Consider the following 12,721-nt stretch of genomic DNA (forward strand, 5'->3'; position numbering starts at 1 on the left):
CCGCAGACCTGCGCGCAGGTCTGCGGGGCAAAACTCGTTCATGCCGACGAGGTCTACTCCGGCTTCGTCTTCACCCACGCTCCCTCGGAATCGCGCGGCCGGTCCCCACCGTCCAGCTGCCCATCGCAGGGTCGACACGGCTGGACTTCACCGTCGCTGCCCTGCGCGACCTCTCCGCCACCGTCATTGCCGCCCCACCCACCGCCTTGTGCAGGCTCGCCGCCATCTTTGCCGGCTCGGGCGCCGGTGAGTCCGACACCCGGGTCCATGAGGTCTTCACCAGCGACAAGGTGGTCGAGTTGATCGAACCGGAGACCTTGCTACGACGTGGGCTATGGGCAGAACGCCGGCTTTCGCGCCGCCCTGGCCGTGCGGGGACACGCGTAGGTGGTCGGCATCCGTGGTGATCTGACCGTCCAGCCGCATGACGCAGTCCCTGATACCCCAGCCTGGTCCGGCAACGGCCGGCGGCCGGTTCCCCCGCCACCGGCAGCCACCCATGCCGGTGGCGGAACTGGCCGCGGCCGCCGGACGGGAAGCCTTCAGCGAGGTGACCCGGCAGGAAGGCTCCCGCGGCCCGATGGCCTCCCGCTTCCTCACGGGGCGGGTACGGCCGGCCGGGGCGCGCCCGCACCGGCTGGCCCAGCAAGCCACGGTGGCCGAGCACGGCCGGTAGCACGGCGTCCTGCCCCAGGCACGACTGCTGGCCCAATGGCCCGACGGCGAGGACGGACCGCCCCGCTCCCGGCTGCCCGACCCGCCCGACGACACCCCGGTCCCGGACCTGGTCCGCCTGGCGAAGAACCGCTGGCGCATCACACACGACTACCCCGAACTCAAACACGGCCTTAGAGCCGGTCGGTGACAATCCCCGAGGCGCACCATCCAGGACGTTGCTGTCGGACTGCCCCCCGGAAGGATCCAGCGCATCGAAATCAGGCCGCCGAATCCATGCCGCCGGAACACTTCCGCCATAGCCAGTTGACCAGTAAAGGCATGGCGCTCCGCCAACCGGATGAGTAGCACGTCCAATCGGATGACTAGTACGTCAGCCTGACATCGGGCGCGCCCTCATCTATATGCCGGTTCAGGGCATTGGTTAATGACCTTGATGAGGTATCCGTCTCGCTGCCTTGTCAGGCGGTGCTGTGCATACGAGAGGAATTCTTCGATGGCTCGGTCGTCGACGGCGTTTTAGGAGGCGGTCCGGTGTATGACCTGCCGAAGGTTTAATTCTTGATCTGCTAAATATCTTTGCTGGTCAACTGGCTCCAGTGAGAGTGATGTTGGTCCAGCGGGCGCGATGCCTTTCTTTGGTGAATGGTAAGGAGAACAGCGTTGAACGGCACACTACGGTCGCGGGTTGTTTCCCCCTCGCGGGTTCACGCTTTGTACACATTACTGATCCCGCTGGTCTCCGCGACCATGGTCTCCCTTGCTGCGGTTCCGTCCAGTGCTGCGGATCGAAACGGCCCACGCCCTATGCCCAGGGCTCAGGCTTTCGATGGGGATAAACCTCTTACGTCGGTTAAAGACGTGACAAGTCTTTGCAGTCAAGGGAAAGGGTGTCGTTTCGCAGTTGATGGGGTGCAGGAATATCGGGGAGGAGTTGTTTCGGTGGGCGACTCCTACCTGAACTGCACCAACCATGATGTCTTCGTTACGCGTACCATCTCCTTCGAGCCGTCAGTCACCGACAATATCGGGGGAAACATCTCCGGATCGTCGACCAAGACGGGAAATATTATGGGCACCTCGCAGATCTCTCATTCAGGGACCGCGACGGGAGACCAAACCGTGATGCAGCAGCACGAGAGCTATTCTCCTAGCTTTCAGGACCAGATCACGGGAACCATGGATGAAAGTAGAACCGAGGGAAACCTCAGCGGTACCATTTCCGGTTACACCTCCGGTAGCCAAACGGCGGAGCGGTCATTCCAGGACTCGGCGGCTCGTAGCTACAGCAGGACTTGGGACAACAGCCTCTCAAGTGAAACCACGATTAATCCGACCGTTCATGCAGGCGATGTGCTCACCGTGGGTTACGTAGGCATGGGGCACCGAATTACGGGTACTTTGAAGGCGATCGGCACCAGCAAGTATGTGAAGAACGTGACAGTCGACGAGCCGTCATTCGCGGAAGCAAGCTCTTTTGTCGCGCAAACTTACACTGCCCCAAGGGGTGCCTGTGTCAACAACCGTCCCACCGGACGGGCTGCCCAGCTCTTCAAGGTGCTGGGTGGAATGAATTCGAAGACGCGAGACGCCGTCCGTGGCCGGAAAGAGTGATTGCTTGTCAGGTGGGACGAAACACGCCGGCGCAGGAGGGAAGGGCCCGCGCCGGCGTGGTGTGGTGATTGACCAGGGCGCTGACCGGGTGCTGTTCGCGCCGGGTCCAGCACTGCCCGCAGTTTACAGCTTGCTCTGCTTCGCTCGGAGGCCTCTGGCTCGGCCCGCTCCACGGACAGTTTGACCAGAGTGTCGCGCACCACGGCATCGGCGAATTGCCGGGTACTCCTCGAGGAAGACCTGGCTGCATCGACGTGGGACAAGCGCGCCGCCGGCCTCCCAGGCGCACTGTCCAGCCGCTCGCCGTCGGCGTTCGCGTTCAACAGGATGTGCAGGGCGCCCGGGTGACCGAGTGCTTCCTCGGCGACCGCGGTGTAGCGCCGGTAGTTGAGGAAGCGATCTGCCGCTGCGGAAGATGTCGCCGAACCGGGCGAGCAGCTCGAAGCGTGGTGTGCGCCGCCCGCAGGGCCTGTCGCCGTCGATCCACCGCCCCAGGTCGCCGATCTCGTACCGGTCAAGCCGCTGCCAGCGCCGGATCTGCGCGGTGAACACCAGTCGGCCCGCCTCGCCCGCGGACGCCGGATGGTCCTCCTCCATGTCGAGGATCTCCAGTGTGGCAGAGCGCTGAAGAGGTGGTGGATCCGGGCGGGTAAGGGGCCGCACCGGTAGCAGAGCCAGCTCCACCACGAACTCCCGCTCAACCACAGGTGCTGACGCTCGGGGAAGTACCCACCGCCGTAGAAGATCTCGCGCACCCCCGCGGTAGCGACGCAGCTTGTCCGGTGAAAACCCGCAACAGATAGGTGGGCACGCCGAACAGTGATTCCTAATGCGGTCTGTCAAGCCGCGAGAACCGTGGGTGGGGTCGGCTCATAGCACCGTCCGTCACGCAAGAGGGCCCAGAGGACGTTGACGCGGTGCCGGGCGAGCGCGAGGACGGCCTGGGTGTGACGCTTGCCCTCGGCCCGCTTGCGATCGTAAAACCGGCGGGACTCGGGGCAGTGCCGGATGCTGAACAACGCCGAGATGTAGAAGACTCGTTGGAGACGGCGGTTGTATCGCTGCGGACGCCGCAGGTTGCCGCTGACCTTCCCGGAGTCGCGAGGCACCGGAGCGACACCGCCGAAGCCGGCGAGACGGTCGGCGGTGCCGAAGAGGCTCATGTCGCCGCCGGTGGCTGCCAGGAACTCGGCTCCGAGGATGGTGCCCAGACCGGGCATGCTCGTGCTCACCTCAAAGGTGGCGTGGTCGCGAAACCGATCCTCGATAGCCTTGTCGAGCTCGGCTATCCGCTGGTTGAGGGCCATGACCTCCGCCGCGAGTGTGTGCACCAACTGGGCGGTCAGCTTCTCTCCGGGCAGGCTGGTGTGCTGTCGCTCGGCGGCCTGGACGGCGATCTCGGCGAGCCGGTCAGCGCGAAGTACGTGCCGGTTGCGCAGCCAGGTCTCCAGCCGTTTGCTGCCGATCCGGCGGATGGCAGCAGGGGTCTGGTAGCCGGCCAGCAGGGTGAGCGGGCCGGTGTGGGTCACATCCAACGCCCGTTCCAGTCCGGGGAAGATCCCCGTCAGCTGGGCACGGAGGCGGTTGACAGTTCGAGTACGGTCGGCGACCAGGTCCGTGCGTCGCCCCGTGAGGATCTTGAGGTCGGTGACGGCTCCGTCGTCGGCGTGTAAGGGCTGCAGATCACGGCGGACGCGGACAGGCGTCGGCGGTGAACCGGCCGTCGAGCTGTGCGTCGACCCAGCGGTTGTAGCGCTGCAGCGCGTACACGCCGTCATGCCGCTCACCGTCGTAGCTGAAGAGCATCCTGCCGGGCACGGTCACCCACTGGGCCGGATACCAGCGCGGCGCCGCCCAGCGCCGCGGTGTCGGGCCGGTCCGCGCCGATACCGACCGCCCGCGGTGAGGGCCTCCTCGCCGCCCCCAGGCACTACCCCGTGCGCGGTGCACAGAGCCTCTCCAGTCGAGCCGTACGCGATGAGGGTAAGCGAGGACCACGACCAGCAACCCCCAGCGGCAGCCATGCCTCGTACACCTCGCGGCGCACGTGGAACCGGGCGAGCCGGCCCGAATCGGTGGACCTCAGCTCGCGCATGAGTGTGTTCTTCTCCAGAGCCTCGTGGTTCAGGACGGCGGTCACATCCCGCAGCGTCCGAGCCGTCTCGTTGTGCGGCACGCCGTCCTCGCGCCTCAGGGCCACCAGCCGCTCGGTGAGCTGTGCGGCCGGGTCGGCGAGCGAGGTGACCAGCCGATAGCAGGCGGCCAGCGCGACCAGCTGGCCGGCCGGTTCGGTCAGGCCGTCACGGGCGATGGCCTTGAGCCGCTCGAGGCAGCACTCCGCCTCGGCGCCGTCGGCCCATTCGCCCTGTCGGCTGTGTTCCTGACCGCTCGCCATGACTTCCCTTCATTAGCTCGGTGGCGGCTGTCGCGCAGCTGCGGTTGCAGCTCACCCCGGCGCGGCCGTGCACCGTGAACCAGGCAGTGGGGAGCCCGCAGCCGGTCGGCACGTGGAGACGGGCGGTGCCATCATGATGTGAGCGATCGCATTCGGCGAACCCGGTGTATCCGGTGTATGGGGGGACGATGTCTCGGGACCTGGAATTTGGCACGGCGCTTCGAGAATTACGGAGTGCGCAGAAGTCGGCGAAGGGCGTCTCACTCTACTCGCGCCACATCAACCGCCCGGCAGGCCGACTGCTGGCCGCGACGGCCTTCCGGATCGGGTTGACACCCAATCAAGTCACCGTCATCAGCGCGGTTTTCAGTTTCTTTGCGGTTGCCATGCTCGCGTCTGTCCGGCCATCGTGGCCGCTGGCGTTCAGCGTCTACCTGAGCCTCGCGATTGGTTTCGCTTTCGACTCGGCGGATGGCCAGCTGGCCCGGCTACGACGGGAGAGCAGTGCGGCGGGAGAATGGCTGGACCATGTCGTGGACTGCGCGAAGATAACCGCGCTGCACACCGCCGTGCTGATCTCGTTCTACCGATCCTTCGACCTGCCGGGCCGGAGTTGGCTGCTGTTGCCGCAGGCTTTCCAGCTGGCCGCATTGCTGATCTTCTTCGGCGGGCTACTCGCCGACAAGCTCAAGCCCAAGACCGTCAAGGGGGCCACCGCGGCCCCTCTCGCCACGCCCTCCCTCATGCGGAGCGTCGTGTTGCTGCCGGTGGACTACGGCGTGTTCTGCGCGGTCTTCCTGCTGCTGGGGAATGAGCACGCGTTCCTGGTGGGGTATGCGCTGTTGTTCGCCGCGCACGCACTGTTTCTGGCCGCCTTCATGGCGAAGTGGTTCCGGGAGCTGACCGCGATACGCCCGGAGCAAGAGGCGCACGTGGATTGATGAGCACGTTGAGTGCCTGCCGCAGTTGGGTGCTTGAGGTGTGGACGGTGTAGGGGAAGTAGACGACCTCGACGCCGACCGTGGCGAAGTCGTGCTCCAGTCGGTCGCCCTTGGGCGTGCCGCGCCAGTCGTCGCCCTTGAAAATCACGTTGAACCGGATCTGCTGCCACGTCTCCAGCTTGTCCGGCACGGTCTCCACGAACGCGGCGTCCACGAACCGGACGCTGCGTACGATCTCCAGGCGTTCGGCTAACGGCACTATCGGTGCGCGGCCCTTGGCTAACTGCGTCATCTCGTCGGAGACGACCCCGGCAACCAGGTAGTCGCACCGACTGCGGGCGCTTCTGAGGATATTGAGATGACCGACGTGGAAGAGGTCGTACACCCCCGGCGCGTAGCCCACGATCTGCGGCATGTTAACGGAAACTCCTCATTCGAGATCTGCTCCGCAGCGCATCGGAACATGTGGAACCTCGAGTGTCCAGAGCAGTGTGACGTTGCTCCCATGGACTTCGACCGGGCTGAGGCGCACATATGATCCGATCCGGAAGAGATGGGAATGCGCCTTGCCGGACCATGCGGATGATGAGGGGAAACCGGGACAGCCTGGGCAGCTTGCGCACCGGCGTGTGCTGCTGGTGTCCACGAACTACGCGCCCGAGCGTGCCGGTATCGGCCCGTATGCCACACAGATCGCCGAGCATTGGGCTGCCGGCGGCGCCGAGGTTCACGTGTGGGCCGGGATGCCGCACTACCCGGCCTGGCGGACAGACCCCGGGTACCGGGGCGTGTGGCGGGCCGTCGAGAAGCGCGGGGGAACGCTGGTGCACCGTCGCAGGCACACCGTTCCATCACGGCAGACCGCCGCGCGCCGCGGCTTGTACGAGGCGTCAATCCTCGTCCACGGGCTGGCTGTCCCGCCGCGTATGCCCCGCCCCCACGTGGTTGTTGCGCAGCTGCCGAGCCTGGCGGGCGGGATCTTAGGGGCGCGTGCCGCCCGCCGGTGGGGCCTGCCGTTCGTGCCGGTAGTACAGGATTTGATGGGAGCGGCTGCCGCCCAGAGCGGCATACGCGGTGGCGGGCGGGTGGCCGCCGTGGCCGGGTCCGTTGAAGCGCATGTGCTGGGGCGGGCCACGCTCGTGGGTGTCATCCACGAGTCATTCGTGGGCCGGGTTACGGGGATGGGGGTACCGCGCGATAGAATCCGGCTTGTTCCCAATTGGTCGCATGTGGCCCGGCCTTTGCGGGCGCGAGCCGAGACACGTGCGCGACTTGGTTGGCAGGAGGACCGCACGGTCGTCCTGCACGCCGGCAACATGGGCCTCAAGCAGGGGCTGGAAGTGCTGGTAGAAGCGGCTCGCCAGGCGCCTGAGGTGCAGGTGGTCCTGATGGGCGAGGGCAATCAGCGAGAGGCGCTGCGGGCACTGGGCGCAGGGCTGTCCAATCTGAGTTTCCTGCCGCCGGCCGAGGAGGCCGACTTCCCCGATGTGCTGGCCGCTGCCGATGTACTGGTCGTGACTCAGCGGGCATCGGTGCTCGATATGAGTGTGCCGTCCAAGCTCACCTCATACTTCGCCGCCGGACGACCGGTCGTGGCATCGGTCGCGGGAGGGGGTGGCACGGCGCACGAGGTCCACAGGTCACAAGCGGGGATCGTCGTTCCGCCGGAGGACGCCGCCGCCGTGCTGACCGCGGTGCGGAACCTGGCCGACAACCCCGCCGGCGCTGATGAGTTGGGAGCGCGCGGCCCAGCGTACGCCGATGCTCATCTCAGCCGTGAGGCGGGTCTGGCCAGGATGACGGCACTGCTCGACGAGGCGCTTGGAATGAAGGAGGTCCGCGCATGACGACCATGGCGGAGCACTTATCGCGTGGGCACGTGGAAGAGGATGATCCCGACTTACTGCGTGACCAGTTCAAACAGCTGCTGCGCTACCGGCTGCTGATTGTCCTTGGCGTGGTGGCGGGGTTGACCGGTGGTGCCTGGGTCGGGCTTGCGGGCGGTGACCGGTACGTGGCGACCTGCGAGGTGACCGTGCGGTCCGCCACCGCTGACCCATTTGGCTCCGGCACCACCGCGCAGGAAAAGCAGGTCAGCATCGGCTCGGAGCGGCAGTCGGCGCTCAGCAACGCCGTCGCCACACTGGCCGCCAAGGACTTGGGCGCGCCGGATCGCGCTGAGGAGCTCCAGTCTGGGCTCCAGGTCACCAATCCGCCGAACACCCTCGTGCTGCACTTCGACTACACCGCTAACGGTCCCGGCACGGCCGCACAGCGCGCCAACGCGTTTGCCAAGGCGTATCTGGAAAACCGGCAGAAGCGCACCCAGTCCCTGATCGGCAACATGGTCGAGGGGTACCTGAAGCAGCTGAAACCGCTCGAGAAGCAGCGGGACGAGCTGGCTAAGAAAATCGCAGTCGAGGGCCGGAGCCAGAGCAGCACGCTGTCCGCGCAGTCCTCGGTGCTCGGCCAGATGTCCCAGCTCAACAACAGGGTCACCCAGCTCAAGGCGCTCGACACCACGCCCGGCTTCGTGGTCCGCACAGCTACCCCACCGACCTCCCCCTCCGGCCCCGGACTGCTCTTGCTCCTTGGACTCGGTTCCGCCGTCGGCATTGGCATCGGGCTGCTCGCCGCCTGGGTGCGGTTGGTCTTCGACCCCACCGCGCGCTCAGAGGCCGACGTCGTGCGTGCGCTGCGTGCTCCGGTCCTCGGTACCTTGCCGCATACCCGTCGCGGCAAGAGTGACGCGAACGATCTGCTTGCCCGGGGGCGGGTGGCCGAGGAATACCGCTCGGTCGCCTTCCGGCTTGCCTATGACCGGCGGTTCGCCGACCGGCGCAGGCTGTTGGTTGCAGCCCCGCGCGGAAGCATCAGCACGGCGGCTGCTGCGTCGGTGAATCTCGCGGCGTCGTTCGCCGAAATGGGGCACGAGGTGCTCCTTGTGGAGGCCGACTTGCGCTCCCCCGGACTGGCCGCACGGCTGCGCAGAGCCGACGGCATACGGCCCGGCTGTGTCTCACGGATCTCCGCGCGGAAGGACGGCGGCTGGCCCATGGGGGAGCGTATTCCTATGGAGACGGCGGAATCCGGGACCTTCGGTTTCATCTCCGGCGCCCGGGTACGCAATGTGGCTCGTGCCCTGACCTCCGTACCAGCCACACAACTGATCGCTACAGCTGATGCCCCGAACGCGGTTGTCGTCGTCGTCGCACCAGCCGCGCTGGCATACGCGGACGTGATAGCTCTGGCCGACCGGGTGGACGGCGTCCTTGTTGTCTGTGACCCCCGCAAGGTCCGCCGGGATGAGTTGGCTCGAGTTCACGACCTGGTCACGGGCGCGGGCGCGACAGTTCTGGGCGCGCTCCTGCATTCGGAAGGAACCACGGAAGTCCGCTTCGCCCGCGGCACCAGGGCAAAGCAGCCGACCCGGGCCGCTCCCCGGAAAAACGACGGCACGGCGACTTCCGGAGCACACGGCGGCGGGAGGGACACGCCCAAGGCCAAGGACGACAAGAGCGTCCCCGCTCCAACCCCCGCTGCGGACGACAGCCCCACGATCACCCTGGCCCTCAGCCGGAGGGCGGACCGGCCTGATCCTGAGTTCCCGGTCCGCTCAGCAGGCCCTCGCCCCACCCGCTCGTGACGAACCAGCAGACGGATGGGACGAAGCGCGCCGAAGCTATCGAAACCGGGGGCGGCAGCGGCGGCCTCGGTACGAGGGTCGCCGTGGCGTGTTCCGTGGCGGATCAGGGAGTCGCGGCGCTGACCAACATCTTGGTGCTGGTGGTGGCCGCCCGGCTGTCCACACCCACTGGGTTCTCCATATTCTCACTCGTCTACGCCGTGTTCTCGGTGCTGCTCGGGTTATCGGTCTCCTATGTCGGGCAGGCGCTTGTGCTGGAGCGCGGAGCCTGTTCCGAGGTGCGGGGCGCATGCCGGGCCGCGCTGGGGTTCACGGCCGCCGCCTCCGCCGGCCTGGGCCTGGCGATGGCCACGACACTTGCAGCAGTGCCCGGCGGCACCGCCCGTGTGCTCGCCGTACTCGGGCTCGTCCTGCCTGTTGTGCTCACCCAGGACAGCATGCGGTATTCCTTCGCTACACTGCGGCTGCCGCACCACGCACTGATCGTCGACGTTATACGTCTCGCGGCGGTCCTGCCTGCCCTCGCCATCCAGCCGCACGGCGCGAGCCCCGCTCGCTTGGTGGCAGTATGGGGGCTGTCCGCCCTCCCCGCATTGCTGACAGGGGCCCTATTTCTCGCTCCCCCGCTGCGCGGGCTGCCCACCGACCTACGGCAGCTGCTGCGCCGCGACCACCTCGGGCGCAGATTCGCCCTTGAGTTCGCCGTCGGCAACGCCTTCAGCCAGCTCGCGGTCGTCGTGCTCGGGCTGTTCGCAGACCCCTTGGCGGTCGGCGCTCTACGCGGCGCCACGACGCTCTTCGGCCCACTGAACGTGCTATTCAACGCCGCCACCGCCCTCGGGCCGCCGATCCTGTGCCGTTGCAGGACCGTTTCGGGTCAGATCCGAGTGACAGCGACCCTTGCCGCCGTGCTCGCGGGGGTGGTCGGTCTATGGACTGTGGTGTTGGCGGCGCTGCCCGAGCATGTAGGCCGCAGGCTCCTCGGTGGAACCTGGGCGTCCTCGTCGGAGCTTCTCCCGGCGACCGGCAGCCAGTACGCGGCCATGGCCATCGGCACGTGCGCCCTGCTCACCCTCCGCGTTCTGCGCCCTCGCACCACCCTCTCCATCCAGATGCTGGTGTCTCCCCTGTCCGTGGCCTTCCTACTCACCGGCTATCCGCTGGGTGGTGTCCTGGGCGCGGCCTGGGGGATGTGCCTTGGCTCCGGACTCAAGGCGTGCGCGGGCTGGACTCGCATCGCAGGGCTACGACGCGAGATGCGGAACCCAGCAGACGAGCTCAGTCTGTTGCGTTCGTGAGCCGTGGCCCCTCGCCGAGAGTGGCTGCCTCAAGGCGGAGTCCTGCTAGTAGACGCACAGAGCGAATGGGGCCCCTACCGGGGCCACCGGCTCTGCTCCCAGAGAAAAGAGGAGCAACCCGCCGCAGTACAAGAACCTACGCGATGAGAAAGAAGTCACTCATTCGGGTCATCAGATCGTCACATGTGGAAGCGGTGAAGATCTTTACCGGTGTGTCTGGTCCTCATAAAGGATCATCCCACTTCCAGTTGAGTGAAGGGTTTGGTATGGAGCAGCGGCAGCGCCGGCGTTGGGCCGGTGGGTTGTCTTTGGGGTTGTCGGCGGCGTTATCGGTGTCGATGGGGGTGGCGGGGTTCGCTGGGTTGGTGTCGCCGGCGTTTGCCGATTCGGGGGATGGCAGTGCGACGGTTCGTGTGGTGCGGGAGGTGAATGCGAACGGGAAGTGGGATCAGGGGCTGGAGCCGGGCTGGTCCGGGGTGACGGTGGTGTTGACCGATGATGCGGGGCGGTCGGTCACTGGGGTCACGCAGGCGGACGGCACGGTGAAGCTGTCGCCGGGTACGAGCCTGAGCGGTGGCAAGTACCGGGTCGAGGTGAAGAACCCGGATTCGAAGGTGTACTTCCCGGGGGCTGCTTCTCCGCGGACGGATCTGACCGACCCGCGGGTGTTGTCGTCGAATGTGGAGTTCGTCGACCTGTCGGCCGGTAAGAATGTCGAGGTCACGACGTCCTTCTGGAGTCCTGAGGACTACTGCCAGAAGAACGCCACCCTGGTCACCGCCTGTCAGAACCCGACTATTCCTACCCCGGCGCCGGACAGCAACCGCACGCTGACGTCGTTCCCGTTCAACACGCGTGGCGATGCCACAGTGACCCCCAGCCTTGTCAACGTTATGGCGAACAATGGGCAGACGGGGACGGTGTGGGGTGTCGGCTACAACAAGGTGACGAAGCAGCTCTTCTCCGCCGCCTATGCCAAGCGGGGGACCAAGTACGGCCCTGGTGGACCTGGTGCGATCTACCGCACCAATCCGGCCACGAAGCAGACCGCGTTGTTCACCCAGGTCCCCGACCCCGGCACTACCGTGCACCAGCCAGGCGTCAGGATGGATGAGGCGTTCGGTCCGGTGGTGGGCAAGGAGTCGCTGGGTGACCTGGATGTCAGCCCGGACGGCAAGGACCTGTACGTCGTCAACCTGCACGACCGCAGGCTGTACCGCTACGACGCCACGCAGGCCACCGCGGCGGCGCCGAAGGCGTCGTACTCCATCCAGGACCCGGGTTGTGCCTCGCCGGGCGACTGGCATCCCTTTGGTCTGGGCATTCAGGACGGCAAGGTCTACGTCGGCGGTGTCTGCTCGGCGGAGTCCACGCGCAACAGTGCTGACCTGCGGGCGGTCGTGAAGGTCTTCGACCCGGTCACGGGCCAGTTCACCGGGACCGTCATGGACCAGTCGCTGAACTTCCGGCGCGGCGGCCTCGGTACGGTCAGCGCTCCAGGGCATTGCTGGGCTCACGGCCCCAGCGGGTGGTACCCGTGGACTGAGACTCGGCCAGCGACTCAGGACGGCGTGAGCTGCACCAACGAATTCATCCAGAATCCGGAGGCGGAGCTCTCCGACATCAATTTCGAGACCAACGGTGACATGGTCGTCGGCTTCGCTGACCGGTTCACTGACCGGACTGGCTGGCGTCTGCCCGCCACCTCCGGCGCCTGGCCCGCGACGACCGCATTCAATGGCGGTGACATCAACCGGGCCTGCCGTGGTGGGAACCACATGTTCGTCCTGGACGGCAACGGCGGCTGCACCAACAACGCCACCCCTGCCAATGATGGTGGCGAGCCCGCAAGCGTTAAGGAGTTCTACCCTGGTGACAATTTGGCCACCAACCACCAGGAGATCAGTGAGGGTGGCGTAGCCGTCGACAAGGTGGAGACGCGGATCCCGTTCACCGCGATGGACCCCATCGGCAAGACGGGCAGCGGTGTGCGGTGGGTCGACCGCACCACTGGCACCAGCTCTCCGGACACGGACGGTCTCTACCTGAACGGTGCGTTCGGTAAGTCGCGTGGTATCGGTGACCTGGAAGTGTTGTGTGATCAGGCGCCGTTGCAGATCGGTAACCGGGTGTGGCAGGACACCAACGAGAA

General features: G+C 66.4%; 9 protein-coding genes and 2 pseudogenes. 7 read left to right on the top strand and 4 right to left on the bottom strand.

Going from position 1 to position 12,721, the window contains the following annotated elements; genetic code table 11:
- Window positions 1-424: 424 nt before the first annotated feature.
- Both ACZ7GZ_RS37960 and ACZ7GZ_RS37965 read left to right on the top strand, forming a co-directional pair.
- Window positions 425-676 (top strand): hypothetical protein, encoded by a 252-nt coding sequence (locus ACZ7GZ_RS37960; protein WP_471031660.1) that lies wholly within the window; start codon window positions 425-427, stop codon window positions 674-676.
- 941 nt (window positions 677-1,617) lie between these two features.
- Window positions 1,618-2,289, top strand: coding sequence for a hypothetical protein (locus ACZ7GZ_RS37965; RefSeq protein WP_471031661.1), 672 nt, complete (start codon window positions 1,618-1,620; stop codon window positions 2,287-2,289).
- A gap of 839 nt (window positions 2,290-3,128) precedes the next feature.
- Here ACZ7GZ_RS37965 and ACZ7GZ_RS37970 read toward each other — a convergent pair.
- The 3 genes and pseudogenes from ACZ7GZ_RS37970 to ACZ7GZ_RS37980 form a co-directional block, all read right to left on the bottom strand.
- Window positions 3,129-3,989: pseudogene (locus ACZ7GZ_RS37970) on the bottom strand (IS110 family RNA-guided transposase); the annotation flags it as partial.
- Window positions 3,973-4,107: a hypothetical protein gene (locus ACZ7GZ_RS37975; protein ID WP_471031674.1), complete on the bottom strand. Its 135-nt coding sequence runs from the start codon at window positions 4,105-4,107 to the stop codon at window positions 3,973-3,975. The pseudogene ACZ7GZ_RS37970 and the gene ACZ7GZ_RS37975, both read right to left, overlap by 17 nt.
- 112 nt (window positions 4,108-4,219) lie before the next feature.
- Window positions 4,220-4,684, bottom strand: a complete 465-nt coding sequence (locus tag ACZ7GZ_RS37980; RefSeq protein ID WP_471031663.1) for a hypothetical protein — start codon at window positions 4,682-4,684, stop codon at window positions 4,220-4,222.
- A 188-nt stretch (window positions 4,685-4,872) separates the two neighbouring features.
- Here ACZ7GZ_RS37980 and ACZ7GZ_RS37985 point away from each other — a divergent pair, with 188 nt between their 5' ends.
- Window positions 4,873-5,625, top strand: a complete 753-nt coding sequence (locus tag ACZ7GZ_RS37985) for a CDP-alcohol phosphatidyltransferase family protein (protein WP_471031664.1) — start codon at window positions 4,873-4,875, stop codon at window positions 5,623-5,625.
- Here the strand turns inward: ACZ7GZ_RS37985 and ACZ7GZ_RS37990 are convergent.
- The gene (locus tag ACZ7GZ_RS37990; RefSeq protein ID WP_360100174.1) at window positions 5,561-6,040 is read right to left on the bottom strand and encodes an FAD synthase family protein; all 480 of its coding nucleotides are present in this window, start codon (window positions 6,038-6,040) and stop codon (window positions 5,561-5,563) included. The genes ACZ7GZ_RS37985 and ACZ7GZ_RS37990 overlap by 65 nt on opposite strands.
- Window positions 6,041-6,257: 217 nt before the next feature.
- Here ACZ7GZ_RS37990 and ACZ7GZ_RS37995 point away from each other — a divergent pair, with 217 nt between their 5' ends.
- From ACZ7GZ_RS37995 to ACZ7GZ_RS38010, 4 genes and pseudogenes are all read left to right on the top strand, one after another.
- Complete coding sequence (locus ACZ7GZ_RS37995; RefSeq protein WP_471031671.1) at window positions 6,258-7,472, top strand: glycosyltransferase; 1,215 nt, start codon at window positions 6,258-6,260, stop codon at window positions 7,470-7,472.
- Window positions 7,469-9,271, top strand: coding sequence for a P-loop NTPase family protein (locus tag ACZ7GZ_RS38000; protein WP_471031666.1), 1,803 nt, complete (start codon window positions 7,469-7,471; stop codon window positions 9,269-9,271). The genes ACZ7GZ_RS37995 and ACZ7GZ_RS38000 overlap by 4 nt, the downstream gene beginning before the upstream one ends.
- Before the next feature lie 38 nt (window positions 9,272-9,309).
- A complete protein-coding gene (locus ACZ7GZ_RS38005; RefSeq protein ID WP_471031673.1) occupies window positions 9,310-10,569 on the top strand; it encodes an MATE family efflux transporter in 1,260 nt (419 codons plus the stop codon).
- Between the two features lie 266 nt (window positions 10,570-10,835).
- Window positions 10,836-12,721: pseudogene (locus ACZ7GZ_RS38010) on the top strand (SdrD B-like domain-containing protein); the annotation flags it as partial.

It is taken from the genome of Streptomyces sp. NPDC037288 (assembly GCF_055603265.1).